Source organism: Pseudomonas sp. SGAir0191 (genome assembly GCF_002812565.2).
Lineage (GTDB): Bacteria > Pseudomonadota > Gammaproteobacteria > Pseudomonadales > Pseudomonadaceae > Aquipseudomonas > Aquipseudomonas parafulva_B.
This window is the reverse complement of the sequence record NZ_CP025035.2, coordinates 4,060,876-4,082,413: the sequence shown is the minus strand read 5'-3', so window position 1 is coordinate 4,082,413 and position 21,538 is coordinate 4,060,876. Positions and strand designations below refer to the sequence as shown.

The 21,538-nt window shown below is 61.9% G+C and carries 24 protein-coding genes; 23 read left to right on the top strand and 1 reads right to left on the bottom strand.

All coding sequences use genetic code 11. The features are described from left to right. The first annotated feature begins 22 nt into the window (after positions 1–22). The 4 genes from yajC (at position 23) to CWR53_RS18310 (ending at position 3,865) form a co-directional block, all read left to right on the top strand. A complete protein-coding gene (gene yajC, locus CWR53_RS18325) occupies positions 23–358 on the top strand; it encodes a preprotein translocase subunit YajC (RefSeq protein WP_023533309.1) in 336 nt (111 codons plus the stop codon). Between the two features lie 64 nt (positions 359–422). Then, entirely contained in the window at positions 423–2,285 is a 1,863-nt protein-coding gene (secD, locus tag CWR53_RS18320; RefSeq protein WP_027913681.1) for a protein translocase subunit SecD, read from the top strand. 10 nt (positions 2,286–2,295) lie between these two features. Further along, positions 2,296–3,204 (top strand): protein translocase subunit SecF, encoded by a 909-nt coding sequence (secF, locus tag CWR53_RS18315; protein ID WP_058604357.1) that lies wholly within the window; start codon positions 2,296–2,298, stop codon positions 3,202–3,204. Between the two features lie 118 nt (positions 3,205–3,322). Further along, entirely contained in the window at positions 3,323–3,865 is a 543-nt protein-coding gene (locus CWR53_RS18310) for a glycine zipper 2TM domain-containing protein (protein ID WP_058604497.1), read from the top strand. 102 nt (positions 3,866–3,967) lie between these two features. On the opposite strand, the gene suhB is transcribed toward CWR53_RS18310, so the two are convergent. Beyond that, entirely contained in the window at positions 3,968–4,786 is an 819-nt protein-coding gene (gene suhB / locus CWR53_RS18305) for an inositol-phosphate phosphatase (RefSeq protein WP_058604358.1), read from the bottom strand. A 150-nt stretch (positions 4,787–4,936) separates the two neighbouring features. Here suhB and trmJ point away from each other — a divergent pair, with 150 nt between their 5' ends. From trmJ to der, 19 genes are all read left to right on the top strand, one after another. Then, positions 4,937–5,692: a tRNA (cytosine(32)/uridine(32)-2'-O)-methyltransferase TrmJ gene (gene trmJ / locus CWR53_RS18300; protein WP_058604359.1), complete on the top strand. Its 756-nt coding sequence runs from the start codon at positions 4,937–4,939 to the stop codon at positions 5,690–5,692. 3 nt (positions 5,693–5,695) lie between these two features. Then, entirely contained in the window at positions 5,696–6,481 is a 786-nt protein-coding gene (gene cysE / locus CWR53_RS18295) for a serine O-acetyltransferase (protein WP_023533458.1), read from the top strand. A 182-nt stretch (positions 6,482–6,663) separates the two neighbouring features. Further along, the gene (iscR, locus tag CWR53_RS18290) at positions 6,664–7,155 is read left to right on the top strand and encodes a Fe-S cluster assembly transcriptional regulator IscR (RefSeq protein WP_023533322.1); all 492 of its coding nucleotides are present in this window, start codon (positions 6,664–6,666) and stop codon (positions 7,153–7,155) included. 45 nt (positions 7,156–7,200) lie between these two features. Then, positions 7,201–8,415: an IscS subfamily cysteine desulfurase gene (locus CWR53_RS18285; RefSeq protein WP_058604361.1), complete on the top strand. Its 1,215-nt coding sequence runs from the start codon at positions 7,201–7,203 to the stop codon at positions 8,413–8,415. 46 nt (positions 8,416–8,461) lie between these two features. Next, the gene (gene iscU, locus CWR53_RS18280) at positions 8,462–8,848 is read left to right on the top strand and encodes a Fe-S cluster assembly scaffold IscU (protein WP_003248539.1); all 387 of its coding nucleotides are present in this window, start codon (positions 8,462–8,464) and stop codon (positions 8,846–8,848) included. 29 nt (positions 8,849–8,877) lie between these two features. Continuing rightward, positions 8,878–9,201: an iron-sulfur cluster assembly protein IscA gene (gene iscA / locus CWR53_RS18275; protein ID WP_023533425.1), complete on the top strand. Its 324-nt coding sequence runs from the start codon at positions 8,878–8,880 to the stop codon at positions 9,199–9,201. Positions 9,202–9,209: 8 nt separating this feature from the next. Further along, entirely contained in the window at positions 9,210–9,731 is a 522-nt protein-coding gene (hscB, locus tag CWR53_RS18270) for a co-chaperone HscB (RefSeq protein ID WP_027913687.1), read from the top strand. Positions 9,732–9,773: 42 nt separating this feature from the next. Continuing rightward, entirely contained in the window at positions 9,774–11,639 is a 1,866-nt protein-coding gene (gene hscA / locus CWR53_RS18265) for a Fe-S protein assembly chaperone HscA (protein ID WP_100852192.1), read from the top strand. A 3-nt stretch (positions 11,640–11,642) separates the two neighbouring features. Then, a complete protein-coding gene (fdx, locus tag CWR53_RS18260; RefSeq protein ID WP_078479079.1) occupies positions 11,643–11,984 on the top strand; it encodes an ISC system 2Fe-2S type ferredoxin in 342 nt (113 codons plus the stop codon). Between the two features lie 10 nt (positions 11,985–11,994). Then, a complete protein-coding gene (iscX, locus tag CWR53_RS18255) occupies positions 11,995–12,195 on the top strand; it encodes a Fe-S cluster assembly protein IscX (protein ID WP_100852191.1) in 201 nt (66 codons plus the stop codon). 88 nt (positions 12,196–12,283) lie between these two features. Next, positions 12,284–12,709 (top strand): nucleoside-diphosphate kinase, encoded by a 426-nt coding sequence (ndk, locus tag CWR53_RS18250; RefSeq protein WP_023533373.1) that lies wholly within the window; start codon positions 12,284–12,286, stop codon positions 12,707–12,709. 28 nt (positions 12,710–12,737) lie between these two features. Further along, complete coding sequence (gene rlmN / locus CWR53_RS18245) at positions 12,738–13,883, top strand: 23S rRNA (adenine(2503)-C(2))-methyltransferase RlmN (protein WP_023533387.1); 1,146 nt, start codon at positions 12,738–12,740, stop codon at positions 13,881–13,883. Positions 13,884–13,896: 13 nt separating this feature from the next. Then, on the top strand, positions 13,897–14,658 hold the full coding sequence (gene pilW, locus CWR53_RS18240; RefSeq protein ID WP_058604366.1) for a type IV pilus biogenesis/stability protein PilW: 762 nt from the start codon (positions 13,897–13,899) through the stop codon (positions 14,656–14,658). After that, on the top strand, positions 14,655–15,665 hold the full coding sequence (locus CWR53_RS18235; RefSeq protein WP_058604367.1) for a RodZ domain-containing protein: 1,011 nt from the start codon (positions 14,655–14,657) through the stop codon (positions 15,663–15,665). Before pilW ends, CWR53_RS18235 begins: the two co-directional genes overlap by 4 nt. A gap of 3 nt (positions 15,666–15,668) precedes the next feature. Beyond that, on the top strand, positions 15,669–16,778 hold the full coding sequence (ispG, locus tag CWR53_RS18230) for a flavodoxin-dependent (E)-4-hydroxy-3-methylbut-2-enyl-diphosphate synthase (RefSeq protein ID WP_023533296.1): 1,110 nt from the start codon (positions 15,669–15,671) through the stop codon (positions 16,776–16,778). Between the two features lie 25 nt (positions 16,779–16,803). Next, positions 16,804–18,093 carry a histidine--tRNA ligase gene (gene hisS, locus CWR53_RS18225; protein WP_058604368.1) on the top strand — a complete coding sequence of 430 codons (1,290 nt, stop codon included), beginning with the start codon at positions 16,804–16,806 and terminating at the stop codon, positions 18,091–18,093. 39 nt (positions 18,094–18,132) lie between these two features. Then, positions 18,133–18,774 carry a tetratricopeptide repeat protein gene (locus CWR53_RS18220; protein WP_100852190.1) on the top strand — a complete coding sequence of 214 codons (642 nt, stop codon included), beginning with the start codon at positions 18,133–18,135 and terminating at the stop codon, positions 18,772–18,774. Further along, complete coding sequence (bamB, locus tag CWR53_RS18215; RefSeq protein ID WP_100852189.1) at positions 18,775–19,917, top strand: outer membrane protein assembly factor BamB; 1,143 nt, start codon at positions 18,775–18,777, stop codon at positions 19,915–19,917. Between the two features lie 115 nt (positions 19,918–20,032). Continuing rightward, entirely contained in the window at positions 20,033–21,496 is a 1,464-nt protein-coding gene (gene der, locus CWR53_RS18210) for a ribosome biogenesis GTPase Der (protein ID WP_100852188.1), read from the top strand. Positions 21,497–21,538 lie beyond the last annotated feature (42 nt).

The window sequence follows — 21,538 nt, the reverse complement described above, 5'->3', positions numbered from 1 at the left end:
TATTTGCATTAGGAGTGCACCCATGAGCTTCTTGATCCCCGCCGCATACGCGGACGCTGCAGCCCCTGCCGCCGGCCCCGCCGGTACTGGTTTCGAGTGGATTTTCCTGGTTGGTTTCCTGGTCATCTTCTACCTGATGATCTGGCGTCCACAGGCCAAGCGCGCCAAAGAGCAGAAGAACCTGCTGGGCAACTTGCAAAAAGGTGACGAAGTTGTCACCAACGGCGGTATCGCCGGCAAGATCGTCAAAGTGGCCGATGATTTCGTGGTGCTGGAAGTGTCCGACACTGTCGAGCTGAAGTTCCAGAAGGGCGCCATTGCCGCGACCCTGCCAAAAGGTACGCTCAAGGCTATCTGAGTTACCGGTTTCATTTTTCCAGTCGGGGCGCGCAACGCGCCCCGCGTCTTGAACGGGCGGCGTGATGCTGAACAAATACCCTCTGTGGAAATACGCACTGATCCTGCTGGTACTGGCGATCGGTTTCATTTATTCCGCTCCCAACCTCTACCCGGATGACCCGGCCGTGCAGATCAGCGGTGCCAGCTCGGCGCTGCAGGTCAACCAGGCCGATCTCGATCGCGTCAGCAAGGCGCTGGTCGATGCGAACATCGCAGTCAAAGGCGTGAGCCTGGGTGAGAAGGGCAGTGGCCTGATTCGTCTGACCAATCAGGAAGACCAGCTGCCCGCCAAGGATGTGGTGCGCAAGGCGCTGGGCGATGACTATGTCGTGGCGCTGAACCTGGCACAAACCACCCCGCAGTGGTTGCGCAACCTGGGTGCCAGCCCCATGAAGCTGGGCCTGGACCTGTCCGGTGGCGTGCACTTCCTGCTGGAAGTGGACATGGACAAGGCCATGAGCGCCCGCATGAAAGTCTACGAAGGCGAGGTCAAGACCTTGCTGCGCAAGGAGCGAGTCCGCTACCGCAGCCTGCCGCAGCAGGATGGCGGCATCATGCTCGGCTTTGCTGACAACGCTACACGCGAACAGGCACGCGCCCTGATCCGCAAGAATTTCAACGATTTCGACCTGACCACCACCGAGCGCAACGATCTCGCCGTGCTGCGTCTGGCGCTGTCTCAGGCGAAAGTGGCCGAGATTCGCGAATACTCGATCAAGCAGAACCTCACCACCGTGCGCAACCGTGTCAACGAGCTGGGCGTCGCCGAGCCGCTGGTGCAGCGCCAGGGCGCCAACCGCATCGTGGTCGAGCTGCCAGGTGTGCAGGACACTGCCGAAGCCAAGCGTATCCTGGGCAAGACGGCGAACCTGGAGTTCCGTTTCGGTGCCGAGCCGGGCGCGTCCAAAGCCACCACCGAAGTGTTCGAGTTCCGTGAAGGGGGGCGTTCGGCGCCCGTCGAGCGTGGCCTGATCATCACCGGTGACCAGGTGACCGACGCCCAGGCCAGCTTCGATGAGCATGGCCGCCCGCAAGTGAACATTCGTCTGGACGGGCATGGCGGCGAACTGATGAGCCGCGCTACCCGCAGCAACGTCGGTCGCAGCATGGCGGTGATCTTCATCGAGCAGAAGCCTGTCACGCGCTACGTGAAGCAGACGGTCGACGGTGTCGAGAAGGACGTTGCGGTCCAGAGCTTCCAGGAAGAGAAGAAGATCATCAGCCTGGCGACCATCCAGTCGCCGCTGGGTAGCCAGTTCCGTATCACGGGGCTGAACGGCCAGGGCGAATCGTCGGAGCTGGCCCTGCTGCTGCGTGCCGGCGGCCTGGCTGCACCGATGTACTTCGCCGAGGAGCGTACCATCGGCCCAAGCCTGGGTGCCGACAACATCACCAAGGGCATCGACGCCTCGCTGTGGGGTATGCTGTTCGTCTCGTTGTTCATCATTGCCATCTACCGCGGCTTCGGTGTCATAGCCACCATCGCCCTGGCGGGTAACATGGTGCTGCTGCTGGCCCTGATGTCGTTGCTTGGCGCCACCCTTACCCTGCCGGGTATTGCCGGTATCGTGCTGACCATGGGTATGGCGGTGGACGCCAACGTACTGATCTTCTCGCGTATCCGCGAAGAGCTCAAAGCCGGCATGTCGGTGCAGCGCGCCATCCATGAAGGTTTCAACCGCGCCTATACCGCGATCATCGACGCCAACCTGACCAGCCTGCTGGTCGGCGGTATCCTGTTCGCCATGGGTACCGGCCCGGTCAAGGGCTTTGCGGTCACCATGTCCCTCGGGATTTTCACCTCGATGTTCACCGCCGTCATGGTGACCCGCGCAATGGTCAACCTGACCTGTGGCGGGCGTGACATCAAGAAGCTGTGGGTTTGAGGGAGCTGCGATGAAAACCATCAATTTCATGGGCGTACGCAATGTCGCCTTCGGCGTCACCGTACTGCTCACCGTGCTGGCCCTGTTCAGCTGGTGGCAAAAGGGCCTGAACTTTGGCCTGGACTTCACCGGCGGCACGTTGATCGAGCTGACCTACGAGCGCCCGGCCGATCTCAAGGCGGTGCGGGCCGAGCTGGTCGAGTCGGGTTTCCACGAGGCGGTGGTGCAGAGCTTCGGTGCCACTACCGACCTGCTCGTGCGCATGCCGGGTGACGACCCGCAGCTGGGCAACAAGGTAGCCGCGGCCCTGCAGAAGGTTGGCGGTGACAACCCTGCTACCGTCAAGCGTGTCGAGTTCGTCGGCCCGCAGGTGGGTGAAGAGCTGCGTGACCAGGGCGGTATGGGCATGCTCCTGGCGCTGGGTGGCATCCTTATCTACCTGGCGTTCCGCTTCCAGTGGAAATTCGCTGTGGGGGCCATCATCTCGCTGATCCACGACGTGATCGTGACCCTGGGCATTCTGTCGTTCTTCCAGATCACCTTCGACCTGACGGTGCTGGCGGCGGTGCTGGCCATTATCGGCTACTCGCTCAACGACACCATCGTCGTGTTCGACCGGGTGCGCGAGAACTTCCGGGTCATGCGCAAGGCGTCTCTGATCGAAAACATCAACGTCTCCACCACCCAGACGTTGCTGCGTACCGTGGCGACTTCGGTGTCCACCTTGCTGGCCATTGCTGCCTTGCTGTTCTTCGGCGGTGACAACCTGTTTGGCTTCTCGCTGGCACTGTTCATCGGCGTCATGGCCGGTACCTACTCGTCGATCTATATCGCCAACGTGGTGCTGATCTGGCTCAACCTGAACAGTGAAGACCTGATTCCGCCGGCCAAGACCGAGGGTGTGGACGACCGTCCATGACCCACTGACGCTCCGCTTGGCGGACGAAAGGGCGCGAGTGTTGAACTCGCGCCCTTTTTTTTGCTCCAAGGCAAGGAGAAAGCGGGCCAAGTCCCGTATGTACGATCAGGAGGTTCACGTGAATAAATCAATGCTGGTGGGTGCGGTGCTAGGTGCTGTCGGTGTCACTGCCGGAGGTGCTGTGGCGACCTACAGCTTGGTGAACAAAGGGCCTGAGTATGCTCAGGTCACCGACGTGCAGCCGATCAAGCAGCAGGTCAAGACCCCGCGCGAAGTGTGCAAGGACGTGACCGTTACTCGCCAGGCGCCAGTCAAGGATCAGCATCAAATCGCCGGCACCGTGGTCGGCGCGCTGGCCGGTGGCCTGTTGGGCAACCAGATCGGCGGCGGCACTGGCAAGAAAATCGCGACCGTGGCCGGTGCGGTGGGTGGTGGTTATGCGGGCAACAAGGTGCAGGAGGGCATGCAGCAGCGTGACACCTATACCACGACCCAGACCCGCTGCAACACGGTCAATGACGTCAGTGAAAAAGTGGTGGGCTACAACGTCAAGTACACCATCGGCGATCAGGTCGGCCAGGTGAAAATGAATCGTGAGCCAGGGCCCACCATTCCGGTGGACAAGAACGGCAAGTTGATTCTCAGCGACGCGGGTCAGTGATCTTGCTGCCGGCGTTGGCCCGGTGCCGGCGCCACTGATGCATGGCTGGCAGGCATAAAAAAAGCACCCCGAGGGGTGCTTTTGTTTTCCTGCGTCAAATGTTCAACGCTTCATGCTTTCTGGCAGGTGCGGTTGGATGGCAGTCAGTACTGCCTTGAAGCACTTGATGTTGCCGGCGACGATGTGACCTTTGTCGAGGAAGTCATGGCCGCCATTGAAGTCGCTCACCAGGCCGCCCGCTTCCTGAATCAGGAGCACGCCTGCGGCCATGTCCCATTCGGAAAGGCCCGACTCCCAGAATGCATCGAAACGGCCTGCGGCAACATAGGCCAGGTCCAGGCTCGCCGAGCCAGCGCGGCGGATGCCAGCGGTCTGGCCGATCAGGCTACGGAACATGCCCAGGTAGTTGTCCAGGTCGGCCATCTGGTTGTCCCGGAACGGGAAGCCGGTGCCCAGCAGGGCGCCGTCCAGGCTGGTACGCGAGCTGACGCGCAGGCGGCGACCATTGAGCTGGGCGCCACGGCCACGGCTGGCGGTGAATTCTTCCTGGCGAACCGGGTCGACGATCACGGCGTGTTCGAGGCGGCCACGGTACTTGCAGGCGATGCTGACGGCGAAGTGCGGAATGCCGCGCAAGAAGTTGGTGGTGCCGTCCAGCGGGTCGATGACCCACAGGTAGTCCTTGCCTTCTTCGCCGGAGCCGGCGTGCAGGCCGGTTTCCTCGCCCAGGATGGAGTGGTTCGGGTAGGCCTTGCGCAGAGCATTGACGATGCTCTGCTCGGCGGCGCGATCGACTTCGGAAACGTAGTCCTTGGCCTCTTTCTCATCGACCTTGATGCTATCCAGGCGTTCGATGGAGCGGAAGATCAGTTCACTGGCGCTGCGAGCGGCGCGCAGGGCGATATTCAGCATAGGCTGCATGGGCGGGTCACCTGGAGATGTTAAAGAAGAAAGCCGAACATTCTATCAGAAAAATAGGGCGGCAGAAGTGCGCATTCGCGTGCGTGGCGTTACGCCTGTCGGTTCTGTAAGATTCCAGGCCCTGATTTCCGCCACTGTGAGCACGAGACCTTGCTGCAGAATATTCGTGTCGTGCTGGTCAATACCAGCCACCCCGGCAATATCGGCGGCGCTGCGCGCGCCATGAAGAACATGGGCTTGTCGCGTCTGGTGCTGGTGCAGCCCAGGCAGTTTCCTGCCGAAGAGGCCAGTGCTCGCGCCTCCGGCGCGGACGATGTGCTCAATGACGCCGTCGTTGTCGACAGCCTGGAGCAGGCGTTGGTCGGCTGCAACCTGGTGATGGGCACCAGCGCACGCGAGCGCAGCATCCCATGGCCGCTCATCGGCCCTCGGGAGTGCGGCGACAAGGCAGTGCAGCACGCCGCCGGGGGCGAGCAGATCGCCCTGGTCTTCGGGCGCGAACATGCCGGGCTGACCAACGAAGAGCTGCAGCGATGTCACTTCCATGTGCATATTCCGTCCAATCCGGACTTCAGTTCGCTGAACCTGGCTGCAGCCGTTCAGGTGCTTGCCTATGAAGTGCGCATGGCCAGCCTTGCGACCGACCGCTCGCCGGCCCAGGTCGAGAAGCCCGATGCCGACGCCTTGGCGACCATGGATGAGATGGAGCTGTTCTACGACCACCTGGAGAAAACCCTGGTTGGCATTGGTTTCCTTGACCCCGACAAGCCCAAGCACCTGATGCCGCGTCTTCGCCGGCTATACGGTCGGGTGGCAGTGGAGCGCACGGAAATGAGCATTTTGCGCGGCATTCTTACCGAGACCCAGAAAGTGGTCCGGGGTGAGCCGCATAAACGGAAGGACTGACAGATGCTGGAACGTCTGCGTGAAGATATTCAAAGTGTATTCCACCGTGACCCGGCGGCGCGCAACGCTTTCGAGGTGCTGACCTGCTACCCCGGCATGCATGCCATCTGGCTGCACCGGTTGGGCAATGCCCTGTGGCGGCGGGATTTCAAGTGGCTGGCACGGTTGGTGTCCAACTTCGGTCGCTGGTTGACCGGTATCGAGATTCACCCGGGCGCCACCATCGGTCGGCGGTTCTTCATCGACCACGGCATGGGCATCGTCATTGGCGAAACCGCCGAGATTGGTGACGACGTCACGCTCTACCAAGGCGTAACGCTGGGCGGCACCAGCTGGAATAAAGGCAAGCGCCACCCAACGCTCGAAGATGGCGTGGTGGTCGGGGCAGGGGCGAAGGTGCTGGGGCCCTTCACCGTGGGTGCGGGGGCCAAGATCGGTTCCAACGCGGTCGTGACCAAGGCCGTGCCCGCCGGTGCGACGGCTGTCGGCATCCCTGGGCGCATCATCGTCAAGGACGAGCAGGGCGATGTCGAGGCACGGCGCAAGGCCATGGCCGAGAAGATCGGTTTCGATGCCTATGGGGTCAGTGGCGATATGCCTGACCCGGTCGCCCGCGCCATTGGCCAGATGCTCGATCACCTGCAGGCCGTCGATGAGCGCCTGGAGGGTATGTGCGGGGCGCTCACGCGAATGGGCAGCGATTACTGTGCCAAGGAGCTTCCTGCGCTGCCAGAAGATGACTTCACCGAACAGGCGCAGTTGGCCAAGCGCGACATCCAGCCGCATTGATACCGCCGCGCCAGGCGCGGTGTCTGGCACAGGGGCGTGTGTTATCGCCCCCGTGTCTGCTACAATCGCGGCCGCCTCCCCTCATGCAAACCCGACTAAGGCACTAGGTCTAATAGTTGACTTAAATGCTCGGGAATCGCATACTTGCACACATCCCGTAACTCCCGTGGTACCCAATAGCCATGCGACTGACTACCAAAGGCCGATACGCCGTGACTGCCATGCTCGACCTGGCGTTGCACGCGCAGCATGGGCCGGTGTCTTTGGCCGACATCTCCGAGCGCCAGGGCATATCCCTTTCCTATCTGGAACAGCTGTTCGCCAAGCTGCGCCGCAGCAGCCTGGTTTCCAGTGTTCGCGGCCCCGGTGGCGGCTATCAGCTGTCGCGCGGCATGGAAACCATCCAGGTCGCCCAGGTCATCGACGCGGTCAACGAATCGGTCGATGCCACCCGCTGCCAAGGGCTCGGGGACTGCCATGCCGGTGATACCTGCCTGACCCACCACCTGTGGTGCGACCTCAGTCAGCAGATCCACGAGTTCCTCAGTGGCATCAGTCTGGCCGACCTCGTCATGCGCCGCGAGGTGCAGGAAGTCGCCCAGCGCCAGGACCTGCGTCGCGTCGCCGGTCTGTCTGCCCCGCTGGACAAGATTGAGACGTCCGCCGTCGATTGATCCTTCGGGACGACGAGCGACGCCACCGCCTGATAGGAGAGAAAAATGAAGTTGCCGATCTACCTCGATTACTCCGCGACCACCCCGGTCGATCCACGCGTAGCCCAGAAGATGGCCGAGTGCCTGACGGCCGATGGTAACTTCGGTAACCCGGCTTCGCGTTCCCATGTGTTTGGCTGGAAGGCCGAGGAAGCGGTGGAGAACGGTCGCCGCCAGGTCGCCGAGCTGATCAATGCCGATCCGCGCGAAATCGTCTGGACCAGCGGTGCCACCGAGTCCGACAACCTGGCCCTGAAGGGTGTTGCGCACTTCTATCAGACCAAGGGCAAGCACATCATCACCTCCAAGATCGAGCACAAGGCGGTACTCGATACCGCTCGCCAGCTCGAGCGTGAGGGGTTCGAGGTCACCTACCTGGAACCGGGCGAAGATGGCATCGTCACCCCGGCCATGGTCGAGGCGGTCCTGCGTGACGACACTATCCTGGTGTCGCTGATGCACGTGAACAACGAAGTCGGCTCGATCAACGACATCGCCGCCATCGGTGAACTGACCCGTTCGCGCGGCGTGCTGTTCCATGTCGATGCCGCTCAGTCTGCCGGCAAGGTCGAAATCGACCTGCAGAAGCTCAAGGTCGACCTGATGTCGTTCTCCGCGCACAAGGTCTACGGCCCCAAGGGGATCGGCGCGCTCTATGTCAGCCGCAAGCCGCGGGTACGCCTTGAGGCAGCCATGCACGGCGGTGGTCATGAGCGCGGCATGCGTTCGGGTACGCTGCCGACTCACCAGATTGTCGGCATGGGCGAAGCATTCGCCATTGCCAAGCAGGGCATGGCGGCTGAAAACGCACGCATCAAGGCCTTGAGCGACCGCTTCTTCAAGCAGGTCTCCAGCCTAGAAGAGCTGTACGTCAACGGCAGCCTGACTGCTCGCGTGCCGCACAACCTGAACCTGAGCTTCAACTATGTCGAGGGCGAATCGCTGCTGATGTCGCTCAAGGACATCGCCGTCTCGTCTGGCTCGGCGTGCACCTCCGCCTCGCTCGAGCCGTCCTACGTGCTGCGTGCACTGGGCCGTAACGACGAGCTGGCACACAGCTCCATCCGCTTCTCCTTCGGCCGCTTCACCACCGAAGAAGAAGTTGACTACGCCGCGCAGAAAGTCTGCGAGGCCGTGAACAAGCTGCGTGAACTGTCCCCACTCTGGGACATGTACAAAGACGGCGTCGACATCTCCAAGATCGAGTGGGCCGCCCACTAAGCAGTCGCCGGCAAGAGCGGCTCCCTGATGAGGAAGGAATTGCACCATGGCATACAGTGAAAAGGTCATCGACCACTACGAAAACCCGCGCAACGTCGGCAAGATGAATGCCGAGGACCCGGATGTTGGCACCGGCATGGTCGGCGCACCGGCGTGTGGCGACGTGATGCGCCTGCAGATCAAGGTCAACGAGCAGGGCGTGATCGAAGACGCCAAGTTCAAGACCTACGGCTGCGGTTCGGCCATCGCTTCCAGCTCCCTGGCCACCGAGTGGATGAAGGGCAAGACTCTGGACGAAGCTGAGACCATCAAGAACACGCAGCTGGCTGAAGAACTGGCGTTGCCGCCGGTCAAGATCCACTGCTCGGTACTCGCCGAAGATGCCATCAAGGCTGCTGTTCGCGATTACAAGCAGAAGAAAGGCTTGATCTAACGTCGCCCGTTGCAAGGTAAGGAGTTCTCATGGCTATCAGCATGACAGAAGCCGCCGCCAACCACGTGCGGCGTTCCCTGGAAGGGCGTGGCAAGGGTGAAGGCATTCGCCTTGGCGTACGCACCACCGGTTGCTCGGGCCTGGCCTACGTGCTGGAGTTCGTCGACGAGCTCGCTGGCGAGGACCAGGTGTTCGAGAACCATGGCGTCAAGGTGATCATCGATCCCAAGAGCCTGGTCTATCTTGACGGCACCGAGCTGGACTTCGTCAAGGAAGGGTTGAACGAAGGGTTCAAGTTCAACAACCCCAACGTGCGCGGTGAGTGTGGCTGCGGCGAAAGCTTCAACGTCTGAGGCCGACCGTGGGTACTCCTTGTCATTTTGCACTGTTCGACCTGCAGCCGAGTTTTCGACTGGACCTGGAGATGCTGGCCACTCGCTACCGCGAGCTGGCCCGCGAAGTCCATCCTGATCGGTTTGCCGACGCCTCCGAGCGCGAGCAACGCTCCGCGCTGGAGAAATCCGCTGCCCTCAACGACGCCTACCAGACGCTGCGCAGTGCGCCACGCCGTGCGCGCTACCTGTTGGCGATCGGTGGCCACGAAGTGCCGCAGGAGGTCACGGTCCATGATCCGGATTTCCTGTTGCAACAGATGCAGTGGCGTGAAGAGCTCGAAGACCTCCAGGACGAAGCCGACCTCGATGGCGTGGCCGTGTTCAAGAAGCGCCTGAAGGCTGCTCAGGACACGCTCAACGAGGATTTCGCCGCCTGCTGGGATGTTGCCGACGCGCGTGAGCAGGCCGAACGCCTGATGCGCCGCATGCAATTCCTCGACAAGCTCGCCCAAGAAGTGCGCCAACTGGAAGAGCGCCTCGACGATTAACCCGGTGCTGCCCGTGATGGCACCTAAGGTATTCAGATAAGCATGGCCCTATTGCAGATTGCCGAACCCGGTCAAACGCCCCAGCCCCATGAGCGCCGCCTGGCGGTAGGGATTGACCTGGGCACCACCAACTCGCTGGTTGCTGCATTGCGCAGTGGCGTCAGCGAGCCCCTGCCCGATGCGCAAGGTAATGTGATTCTGCCTTCGGCGGTGCGTTACCTCGAAGCTGGCGGCAGCGACGTCGGGCAGGCAGCGCGTGACGCTGCCTCCAGCGATCCGCTGAACACCGTGCTGTCGGTCAAGCGCCTGATGGGTCGCGGTCTGGCCGACGTCAAGCAGTTGGGTGAGCAGTTGCCCTACCGCTTCGTCGGTGGCGAATCGCACATGCCCTTCATCGACACGGTACAGGGCCCCAAGAGCCCGGTGCAGGTGTCGGCAGACATCCTCAAGGTGCTGCGCGAGCGCGCCGAAGCGACGTTGGGAGGTGAACTGGTAGGTGCGGTGATCACCGTTCCCGCCTATTTCGACGACGCCCAGCGCCAAGCCACCAAAGATGCGGCACGCCTGGCTGGCCTGAACGTACTGCGTCTGCTCAACGAGCCCACTGCCGCCGCCGTGGCCTATGGCCTTGACCAGAACGCCGAGGGCGTGGTCGCCATCTACGACCTGGGTGGCGGTACCTTCGATATCTCCATCCTGCGCCTGACGGCGGGGGTGTTCGAGGTGCTGGCCACCGGCGGCGATACCGCCCTGGGTGGCGATGACTTCGACCACGCCATTGCAGGCTGGATCATCGAGCAGGCGGGCCTGTCCTCCGACCTCGATCCGGCTACCCAGCGTGCGCTGCTGCAGACCGCTTGCGCCGCCAAGGAAGCGTTGACCGATGCCGAGGTGGTGAGCGTCACCCATGGCGCCTGGCAGGGTGAGCTCACCCGTGCCGGTTTCGATGCGATGATCGAGCCGCTGGTGGCGCGCAGCCTCAAGGCCTGCCGCCGTGCCGTGCGTGACAGCGGTGTCGAGCTCGAGGAAGTGAGCGCCGTGGTCATGGTAGGTGGCTCCACGCGCGTGCCTCGTGTTCGCGAGGCCGTCGGTGGCCTGTTCGGTCGTAGCCCGTTGACCTCCATCGACCCCGATCAGGTCGTGGCCATCGGTGCCGCGATCCAGGCCGATACCCTGGCCGGCAATCGTCGCGAAGGCGGCGAGCTGTTGCTGCTCGATGTGATTCCACTGTCGCTGGGCCTTGAGACCATGGGTGGGCTCATGGAGAAAGTGATCCCGCGCAACACCACCATCCCGGTGGCGCGCGCTCAGGAATTCACCACCTACAAAGACGGCCAGTCGGCCATGATGATCCATGTGCTGCAGGGCGAGCGCGAACTGATCAGCGATTGCCGGTCACTGGCGCGCTTTGAACTGCGCGGCATCCCGGCCATGGTGGCAGGGGCGGCGAAAATTCGCGTCACCTTCCAGGTCGATGCCGATGGCCTGCTCAGCGTCGCTGCCCGCGAACTGGCATCGGGCGTGGAAGCCAGCATTCAGGTCAAGCCGTCCTACGGCCTGACCGATGGCGAAATCGCGCGCATGCTCAAGGACTCCTTCGAGCATGCCGGTATCGACAAGCAGGCCCGCCAGTTGCGTGAGCACCAGGTGGACGCCGAGCGGCTGCTCGAAGCGGTGCAGGGCGCCCTGGACGCCGACGGTCAGCGCTTGCTCAGCGAAGAAGAGCGCCATGCCATTGAATTCCAGATGCAAGAACTACGTGATTTGCTGGCGGGCACCGATGGCGCTGCCATCGAGCAACAGACCAAGCGTCTGTCGCAGGTGACCGACGCATTTGCCGCCCGACGCCTTGATTCGACGGTCAAAGCCGCACTGGCCGGGCGCAACCTGAATGAGATCGAGGAGTAACCGATGCCGCTGGTGACATTCCTGCCGCATGAGAAGTTCTGCCCGGACGGGCTGACCGTGGACGTGCCTGCCGGCACCAACATCCTGGAGCTGGCCCACGACCATCACATCGAGATGGAGAGCGCCTGCGGCGGGGTGAAGGCTTGCACTACGTGCCACTGCATCGTGCGCAAGGGCTTCGATTCCCTCGAAGAAGCCGACGAGCTCGAAGAAGACATGCTGGACAAGGCGTGGGGCCTGGAAGCGCAGTCACGCCTGGGCTGCCAGGTGGTGGTAGCCGATCAGGACCTCACCATCGAAATCCCCAAGTATTCGCTCAACCACGCTGCCGAAGCGCCGCACTGAGGTCCTGGACATGAGTCTGAAATGGATTGATGTACTTGATATCGCCATCGAGCTTGCAGAAAGCAAGCCGGACGTCGATCCTCGCTATGTGAATTTCGTCGATTTGCACCATTGGGTGGTGGCATTGCCTGGTTTCAGCGACGATCCGTCGCGCGCCGGCGAGAAGGTGCTCGAGGCCATCCAGGCGGCCTGGATCGACGAAACCTACTGAACACGTACCGCAGGTTAGGCAATCCCCTGGAACCCGCGTATAATTCGCGGGTTTAATTTTTCGTAACACTCATATTCTGGAGTTTTCCATGGCTGTTCAACGTACTTTCTCCATCATCAAGCCTGACGCCGTTGCCAAGAACGTCATCGGCAAGATCACCACCCGCTTCGAAGAAGCCGGCCTGAAAATCGTTGCCTCGAAAATCAAGCAACTGTCCAAGGCCGAGGCCGAAGGCTTCTACGCCGAGCACAGCGAGCGCGGCTTCTTCGGTGACCTGGTTGCCTTCATGACTTCCGGTCCGGTTGTCGTTCAGGTGCTGGAAGGCGAGAACGCCATTGCCAAGAACCGTGAGCTGATGGGCGCTACCAACCCTAAAGAAGCCGCTGCCGGCACCATCCGCGCCGACTTCGCCGAGTCCATCGATGCCAACGCCGTTCACGGTTCGGACTCCGAAGCTGCTGCCGCTCGCGAAATCGCTTACTTCTTCGCTGCTACCGAGGTAACCACTCGCTAAGCGAAAGCTTACGGGTGAGGGTGAATCCATGACGACATCGACTGACAAAATCAACCTGCTGGGCTTGACCCTGCAGGAAATGGAACAATTCTTCGATTCCATCGGAGAGAAGCGCTTCCGCGCCGGTCAGGTGATGAAATGGATTCACCACTTTGGCGTCGATGATTTCGCCGCCATGACGAACGTCGGCAAGGTCTTGCGTGAAAAGCTCGAGGCCGTTGCCGAAATTCGCCCGCCGGAAGTGGTCAGCGAAGACATTTCCGCAGACGGCACCCGCAAATGGGTGATCCGCGTTGCCTCTGGCAGCTGCGTCGAAACCGTCTACATTCCCACCGACGATCGCGGCACCCTGTGCGTGTCGTCGCAAGCCGGTTGTGCCCTGGACTGCAGTTTCTGCTCCACCGGTAAACAAGGCTTCAACAGCAACCTCACCGCCGCCGAAGTGATCGGCCAGGTGTGGCTTGCGAACAAATCCTTCGGGACCGTGCCTGCCAAGATCGACCGCGCCATCACCAACGTGGTCATGATGGGCATGGGCGAACCCCTGCTCAATTTCGACAATGTCATCGCCGCCATGAAGATCATGATGGAAGATCTGGGCTATGGCATCTCCAAGCGTCGCGTCACCCTGTCCACCTCGGGTGTTGTGCCGATGATCGATGAGCTGGCCAAGCACATCGATGTGTCCCTGGCCTTGTCGTTGCATGCACCCAATGACGAGCTGCGCAACAAGCTGGTACCGATCAACAAGAAGTATCCGCTCAAGATGCTGCTCGACTCGTGCATGGGTTACATGGCGACCCTGGGTGGCAAGCGTGTGCTCACCATCGAGTACACCCTGCTCAAGGACGTCAACGACCAGCCCGAGCATGCGGCGCAGATGATCGAACTGCTGCGCGACGTACCGTGCAAGATCAACCTGATTCCATTCAACCCGTTCCCGCACTCCGGTTACGAGCGCCCCAGCAACAACGCCATTCGTCGTTTCCAGGACCTGCTGCACCACGGCGGCTACAACGTGACGACGCGCACCACCCGCGGTGATGACATCGATGCAGCCTGCGGCCAGCTGGTGGGGCAGGTCAACGACCGCACACGGCGCAGCGAACGTTACATCGCCGTCCGGCAACTGTCGGCTGACGCCGAGCGGCCGGACAGCCCGGCCGCCCACTGACCGGAACTGGCCTATGAACCTGCGCGCTGCGCTGCCGATCCTTGCGCTTTCGCTGCTCGCCGGCTGCATGTCGGGTGGGGGCAGCGATGCACAGGTGGCTGAACAGCGCAGGGTCGAGGCCGGGCGCGCTTATGTGCAACTGGGGCTAGGCTATCTACAACAGGGGATGCTGGGCCAGGCCAAGGCGCCCTTGGCAAAGGCATTGGCGCTGGATGGCAACGATGCCGACGCGCATGCAGCCTTGGCGTTGGTCTATCAGGCCGAAGGCGAGCCTGCGTTGGCCGAGCGTCACTTCAAGCAGGCGCTCGGGGCTGGTGCCAGCACCACGCGAATTCGCAACAATTACGGCAGTTTCCTTTATGCTCAAGGCCGGTTTGCCGAAGCGCAGCAGATGTTTCGCGTTGCCAGCGCCGATACCCTGTATCCTGAGCGTTCACGGGTTTATGAAAACCTTGGCCTGACAGCCTTGAGGCTCGGCCAGCGCGATCAGGCTCACGCCTATTTGCAAAAAGCATTGCAGCTTAACCAGCGACAACCACAAGCGTTGCTGGAAATGGCTGAGTTGTCCTACGAAAACAGGCATTATGTGCCGGCCCGGGATTACTACGATCGTTTCAGCCGGTTAAGTGGCCACGATGCCCGGAGCCTGCTGCTGGGTAGCCGCCTTGCCAAGGTGTTCGACGAGCAAGGCACGGTGGCCGAGTTGGGGCAGCAATTACAACGACTTTATCCCGGTACGCCGGAATATCAGCAATACCTGTCGGAGCAACGATGAACGCCGCGCATCCCGAAGTAGCTGTAGCGCCTGGCCAGAACCCTGGTGAGCTGTTGCGCCTGGCCCGTGAGAAACGGGACTGGTCCCAAGCCGAGGTGGCCCGCAAGCTCAATCTTACTGTCAGCTCGCTCAACCATGTGGAAACCGGCGCCTTCGACAAGCTGCCCGGGCATACCTTCGCCCGAGGCTATATTCGCGCCTATGCCAAGTTGATGGAGCTGGACCAGGCCGCCCTGGTCGAAGCCTTCGATCGCTACACCGGGACTCACGCCAAAGGCAGCGACGTCCATTCGCTGGGGCGTATCGAAGAGCCTTCACGGTTGTCCCACAATATCCTGCGCGGGGTCAGCCTGTTGTTGCTGCTGGCTGTGGTGGGTGGCGGTTTCGTCTGGTGGCAGGACCAGGGCAGCATGCGCGGCAAGGACCTGTCTAGCGTTGCCCTCGAGCACGTTGAGGTCGAAAGCGCCGACGGCACCACCCAGATTCACCCGCTTGACGAACCCGAAGACCAAGCCGTCTCTGCCGCCCAGCAACCTGAAAGCGCCCCCCTGCCGCTGGCCCAGAGCACCGACGAGCAGCAGGCTGCAAGTACCAGTCAGGCACCGGCGGCCGACACGCCAGCCGCTGGGTCGGCTCCGGTAACTGGCACCGCAACGCCTCAGCCGGCTCCGGTGCCGGCCACTGCTACCCCTGTTGTCAGCGCGCCGACGGCAGCCACCCCTGCGACAAGTGCAGACGCAGCCGAGGCCGCAACCGCGCCAGCGGGCAGCGGCAAGGTCGCGATTGAGTTCGTCGCCGACTGCTGGACCCAGGTTTCCGATGGCAACGGCAAGGTGCTGTTCAGCGGCATCAAGCGCAAGGGGGACAACCTCGAGCTGACTGGCAAGGCGCCCTTTGCGCTACGCCTGGGCTTTGCCCGTGGCGCCAAGGTCAGCTACAACGGCCAGTCCGTCGACGTTGCCCCGTTCACCAGTGGCGAAACCGCTCGCCTGAAGTTGGGACAGTAATTCATGCACGGCCAATCCCCGATCAAACGTCGCGAATCCCGCAAGATATGGGTCGGCAATGTGCCGGTGGGTGGTGATGCGCCCATTGCAGTGCAGAGCATGACCAACACCGATACCAATGATGTCGCCGCCACGGTGGGGCAGATCCAGCGTCTGGTCGATGCCGGTGTGGACATCGTTCGCGTCTCGGTACCTGACATGGACGCCGCCGAAGCCTTCGGCCGCATCAAGCAGCAGGTCAGCGTGCCGCTGGTCGCCGACATTCACTTCGACTACAAGATCGCTTTGCGCGTGGCCGAGCTGGGTGTGGACTGCCTGCGCATCAACCCCGGCAACATCGGTCGTGAAGACCGGGTCAGGGCCGTCGTGGACGCCGCTCGCGACCGCGGTATCCCGATTCGTATCGGGGTCAACGCAGGCTCACTGGAAAAGGACCTGCAGAAAAAGTACGGCGAGCCTACGCCCGCTGCCCTGGTCGAATCGGCGCTGCGTCATGTGGAGCACCTTGATCGCCTCGACTTCCAGGATTTCAAGGTGAGCGTCAAGGCGTCGGACGTGTTCATGGCCGTCGAAGCCTATCGCCTGCTGGCGCGGCAAATCGTGCAACCCCTGCACCTGGGGATCACCGAAGCCGGTGGCCTGCGTTCGGGTACGGTGAAATCTGCCGTTGGCCTAGGTATGCTGCTGGCCGAAGGCATTGGCGATACCATCCGCATTTCGCTGGCGGCAGACCCGGTGGAGGAGGTCAAGGTAGGCTATGACATCCTCAAGTCCCTGCATTTGCGTTCACGAGGCATCAACTTCATCGCCTGCCCGAGCTGCTCGCGGCAGAATTTCGATGTGGTAAAAACCATGAACGAGCTCGAAGGGCGCCTCGAGGATCTGCTGGTACCGTTGGACGTGGCCGTCATCGGCTGTGTGGTCAATGGCCCGGGGGAGGCCAAGGAAGCGCATGTCGGCCTCACCGGTGGTACGCCCAACCTGGTCTACATCGACGGTAAACCTGCGCAGAAACTGACCAACGACAACCTGGTCGATGATCTCGAAAGGCTCATCCGACAGAAAGCGGCCGAGAAGGTCGAAGCCGACGCGGCACTGATCGCCCGTGGCTGATACACAGAATTCGTAAGGATCATTCGTGAGCAAATCGCTGCAAGCCATCCGTGGCATGAACGACATCCTGCCTGAGCAGTCGCCGTTGTGGCGCTATTTCGAAGGTACCGTTGCCGGCCTGCTGGACACCTACGGGTACAGCCAGATCCGCACGCCCATCGTGGAATTCACCGAGCTGTTCAAGCGCTCGATCGGTGAAGTGACCGATATTGTCGAAAAGGAGATGTACACCTTCGAGGACCGCAACGGCGACTCGCTCACGTTGCGTCCGGAAGGGACTGCGGCCTGCGTCCGGGCGGTGCTGGAGCATGGCATCACCGGTAATGGCCAGGTGCAGAAGCTGTGGTACATCGGGCAAATGTTCCGCCACGAGCGCCCCCAGAAGGGCCGCTACCGGCAGTTCCACCAGATCGGTGTGGAGGTGTTCAACCTCGATGGCCCGGACATCGATGCCGAGTTGATCATGCTGACCTGGCGCCTATGGGGCTTGCTGGGTATTCAGGATGCGGTCAAGCTCGAACTCAACAGCCTTGGCACCAGCCAAGCGCGCGCCCGCTACCGCGACGCGTTGGTAGAGTTCCTGTCCGCGCGCCTGGAGCAACTGGACGAAGACAGCCAGCGCCGCCTCAAGAGCAATCCGCTGCGCATCCTCGACAGCAAGGACACCAATACTCAGGCGGTGCTGGTCGATGCGCCTAAGCTCGAAGATTACCTGGACGAAGAATCCCGTGCGCACTTCGCAGGCCTGAAGGCCCGCCTGGACGCTGCCGGCATTCCATTCGTGCTCAACACCAAGCTGGTGCGGGGGCTGGATTACTACAGCAAGACCGTCTTCGAGTGGGTCACCGACAAGCTTGGCGCCCAAGGCACTGTGTGTGCCGGCGGCCGCTACGATGGGCTAGTAGAGCAAATGGGCGGCAAGCCCACCCCTGGCGTTGGCTTTGCCATGGGTATCGAGCGTCTGATTCTGCTGCTCGAAACCCTGGGCAAGGTACCGGACTCCATCAGCCGTCAGGTCGATGTCTACCTCTGCGCGTTTGGCGAGCAGGCCGAGTTGGCGGGCCTGCGACTGTCCGAAGCGGTGCGTGACCGTCTGCCCGGCCTGCGTCTGGCCGTGAATGCGGGCGGGGGCAGTTTCAAGAGCCAGTTCAAGAAAGCCGATAAGAGCGGCGCATTGTTCGCCTTGATTCTTGGCGATGACGAGTTGGCCAAACAGGAAGTCGGCTTCAAACCCCTGCGTGGTCAGGGCGAACAACAGAACATTGCCTGGGATGCCCTTGCAGGGCACCTGGAAACCGCGATCGCACACGCGTAACGCGGTTCAACGAGCGAATAGGCGAAAAGGAGTATTGGGGTGTCGAGTACCGATGATGATGACCTGGCAGGGGTCAAGGACTGGTGGAACCGTAACGGCAAGCCGCTGCTGACCGGCGCGCTGCTCGCCGGCGTGGTGGTGCTGGGGTGGAACACCTGGCACAAGTACCAGAACAACCAGTCGCAAGGTGCCTCGCAGGTGTATCAGGCGCTGCTGGAAACCAGCCTCACGCCTACGGGTCAGCCGGACGCCACCCGGGTTGCGGAACTGGCCGGCAAGCTCAAGAGCGAGTTCGGCGGCACGGCCTATGCCCAGTACGGCAGCCTGTTCGTGGCCAAGGTAGCGGTCGAGAGCGGCAAGCTCGACGATGCCGCTGGCGAGCTCAAGGCTATTGTGGACAAACCAGCAGACGCCACCCTTGGCGAGATCGCACGCCAGCGCTTGGCCCGTGTGCTGGCTGCCCAGAACAAGGCCGAGGATGCCCTCAAGTTGCTGGACGGGGATGCCGAGAAAGCCTTCCTCGCCAGTCGCGAGGAGTTGAAAGGGGACCTGCTGGTACAGCTGGGCCGCGCTGCTGACGCGCACGGTGCCTACGAAAAGGCCAAGGCTGCGTTGTCCGACGAGGCGGCAGTGGGTGGCTTGCAGTTGAAGCTCGATGATCTGGCCAGAGGGGACGCGTAAGTGATCGGTTGGAAACAAGCAGCAGTGCTGACTTTGGCGGTATTGGCCGCAGGGTGCAGCAGCAACAGCAAGAAGGAACTGCCTCCTGCCGAGCTGACCAAGTTCACTGAGGAAGTGGTGCTCAAGAAGCAGTGGAGCCGCTCCATCGGTGATGGCCAGGGTGAGACCTACAACACCCTCGTGCCGGCCATCGAAAATGACCGGATCTATGCCTCTGACGTCACTGGGGATGTCTATGCCCTGGACCGCGTCACGGGCAACGTGGTGTGGAACAAGGACCTTGACCTGCCGGTTTCCGGTGCGGTTGGCGTAGGCTACGGCCTGGTGATGCTCGGCACCCTCAAAGGTGAAGTGATCGCCCTGGACTCGAGCACCGGCGAGGAGCGCTGGCGCGCCCGCGTGACCAGCGAAGTGCTGGCGCCTCCGGCCAACAACGGTGATGTGGTGGTGGTGCAGACCCAGGACGATCGCCTGATCGGGCTGGATGCCGCCACCGGTGGCCGTCGCTGGATCTATGAAAGCACCCCGGCGGTACTGACCCTTCGCGGCACCGGCGCGCCGATCGTGACCAACCGCTTGGCGGTCGCGGGCCTGTCCACCGGCAAGGTCGTGGCAGTCGACATCAACAATGGCGTACCTGTATGGGAAAGCCGTGTGGCGATCCCGCAGGGCCGTTCGGAGCTTGAGCGAGTCGTCGACATCGACGGCGGCCTGCTGCTTTCGGGTGGTACCCTGTACGTCAGCACGTACCAGGGGCGCGTTGCGGGCCTGGACCTTGAAAGTGGCCGTGTGCTTTGGCAGCGCGATGCCTCCAGCTACGTAGGGGTCGCCCAGGGCTTTGGCAACGTCTACGTGAGCGAAGCTTCGGGTACCGTGGAAAGCGTCGATGAGCGTTCCTCTAGCGCCTTGTGGTCCAACGATGCCATGGCCCGTCGCCAGCTGACCGCCCCCGAGGTGTACAGCAGCTACGTGGCAGTAGGCGACTTCGAAGGTTACCTGCACCTGCTCAGCCAGGTCGACGGTCGCTTCGTTGGCCGTGAGCGTGTCGACAGCAGTGGCCTGCGCGCACGGCCACTGGTGGTTGGGGATACCATCTATGTCTTCGGCAACAGCGGCAAGCTCGAGGCACTGACCATCCGCTGAAGCTATGCTTGAAGCCGTGCGGCTTCAGGCTGCGGCGTAGGACACGCCGCCCGAACTCCGGCCGCTGCCTTGCAGCGGCCTTTGTATTTTCAAGAATTCAAGAGTGGAGAGCCGAATGGTTCCCGTAATCGCCCTGGTGGGCCGCCCGAACGTCGGCAAATCCACCATGTTCAACCGCCTGACCAAGACCCGCGATGCCATCGTGGGTGACCTGTCGGGCCTGACCCGTGATCGCCAGTACGGTGATGCCAGCTGGCAGGGTCGCTCCTTCATCCTCATCGACACCGGTGGCATCACCGGTGATGAAGTGGGCATGGACGAAAAAATGGCCGAGCAGTCGCTCATGGCCATCGAAGAAGCCGACTATGTGCTGTTCCTGGTCGATGCCCGGGCGGGCATGACGGCAGCAGATCAAATGATTGCCGAGCACCTGCGCAAGCGCAACAAGGCGGCGATCCTGGTCGCCAACAAGATCGACAATATCGACGCTGACGTCGCCCGCGCCGAGTTCTCGCCGATGGGCATGGGCAATGCCATTCCGGTAGCAGGCTCCCAGGGTCGAGGTATCAATGCGTTGATGGAGGCCGTACTCGGCCACTTGCCGCGCGATGCCGAAGAAGAAGCCCTGGACCAGGATGTCGCCGAAGGCGAAGAGGCCGTGCGCATCCCTGGCCCAAGCGAAAAGGATGGCATCAAGATTGCCATCATTGGTCGCCCCAACGTCGGCAAGTCGACGCTTGTCAACCGCATGCTCGGTGAAGAGCGTGTGGTGGTCTACGACGAGCCGGGTACCACCCGCGACAGTATCTACATCCCGTTCGAGCGTGATGGTGACAAGTACACCTTCATCGACACCGCCGGTGTGCGCAGGCGCGGCAAGATCCACGAGGAAGTCGAAAAGTTCTCGGTGGTCAAGACGCTGCAGGCGATCAAGGACGCCAACGTGGTGATCTTCGTCATGGATGCTCGCGAAGGTGTGGTCGATCATGACCTGAACCTGCTGGGCTTTGCCCTGGAAGCTGGCCGCGCCATCGTCATCGCCCTGAACAAGTGGGATGGCATGGAGCCGGGTGAGCGTGCCTATGTGAAGACCGAACTGGAGCGCCGGCTGTTCTTCGTTGACTTCGCCGATATCCACTTCATTTCGGCCCTGCACGGCACCGGCGTGGGCAACCTGTACAAGTCGGTGCAGGCCGCATTCACCTCAGCTGTGACCCGCTGGCCGACCAGCCGTCTGACGCAGATTCTCGAAGACGCCGTCAGCGAGCACCAGCCGCCGCTGGTCAATGGCCGTCGCATCAAGCTGCGTTATGCGCACTTGGGTGGGGCCAACCCGCCGCTGATCGTGATCCACGGCAACCAGACCGACAGCATTCCCAAGTCGTACTCGCGTTACCTGGAAAACACTTACCGTCGCGTGCTCAAGCTGGTCGGCACGCCGATTCGCATCGAGTACAAGGGCGGTGAGAACCCGTACGAGGGCAAGAAGAACACCCTCACCGATCGCCAGGTCAACAAGAAGCGTCGCTTGATGTCGCACCATAAGAAGGCCGAGAAGAAACGCCGCGATAAGCGATAGCGAGCCAACTGAGCACCGTTACGGTGCCAGTTCATTCTGTCG

Bases quoted from the DNA above. Each gene is read 5' to 3' on its own strand.
- yajC (WP_023533309.1), top strand. From the start codon at position 23: ATGAGCTTCTTGATCCCCGCCGCATACGCGGACGCTGCAGCCCCTGCC.
- secD (WP_027913681.1), top strand. From the start codon at position 423: ATGCTGAACAAATACCCTCTGTGGAAATACGCACTGATCCTGCTGGTA.
- secF (WP_058604357.1), top strand. From the start codon at position 2,296: ATGAAAACCATCAATTTCATGGGCGTACGCAATGTCGCCTTCGGCGTC.
- suhB (WP_058604358.1), bottom strand. From the start codon at position 4,786: ATGCAGCCTATGCTGAATATCGCCCTGCGCGCCGCTCGCAGCGCCAGT.
- cysE (WP_023533458.1), top strand. From the start codon at position 5,696: ATGCTGGAACGTCTGCGTGAAGATATTCAAAGTGTATTCCACCGTGAC.
- iscR (WP_023533322.1), top strand. From the start codon at position 6,664: ATGCGACTGACTACCAAAGGCCGATACGCCGTGACTGCCATGCTCGAC.
- CWR53_RS18285 (WP_058604361.1), top strand. From the start codon at position 7,201: ATGAAGTTGCCGATCTACCTCGATTACTCCGCGACCACCCCGGTCGAT.
- iscU (WP_003248539.1), top strand. From the start codon at position 8,462: ATGGCATACAGTGAAAAGGTCATCGACCACTACGAAAACCCGCGCAAC.
- iscA (WP_023533425.1), top strand. From the start codon at position 8,878: ATGGCTATCAGCATGACAGAAGCCGCCGCCAACCACGTGCGGCGTTCC.
- hscA (WP_100852192.1), top strand. From the start codon at position 9,774: ATGGCCCTATTGCAGATTGCCGAACCCGGTCAAACGCCCCAGCCCCAT.
- fdx (WP_078479079.1), top strand. From the start codon at position 11,643: ATGCCGCTGGTGACATTCCTGCCGCATGAGAAGTTCTGCCCGGACGGG.
- iscX (WP_100852191.1), top strand. From the start codon at position 11,995: ATGAGTCTGAAATGGATTGATGTACTTGATATCGCCATCGAGCTTGCA.
- ndk (WP_023533373.1), top strand. From the start codon at position 12,284: ATGGCTGTTCAACGTACTTTCTCCATCATCAAGCCTGACGCCGTTGCC.
- rlmN (WP_023533387.1), top strand. From the start codon at position 12,738: ATGACGACATCGACTGACAAAATCAACCTGCTGGGCTTGACCCTGCAG.
- pilW (WP_058604366.1), top strand. From the start codon at position 13,897: ATGAACCTGCGCGCTGCGCTGCCGATCCTTGCGCTTTCGCTGCTCGCC.
- CWR53_RS18235 (WP_058604367.1), top strand. From the start codon at position 14,655: ATGAACGCCGCGCATCCCGAAGTAGCTGTAGCGCCTGGCCAGAACCCT.
- ispG (WP_023533296.1), top strand. From the start codon at position 15,669: ATGCACGGCCAATCCCCGATCAAACGTCGCGAATCCCGCAAGATATGG.
- der (WP_100852188.1), top strand. From the start codon at position 20,033: ATGGTTCCCGTAATCGCCCTGGTGGGCCGCCCGAACGTCGGCAAATCC.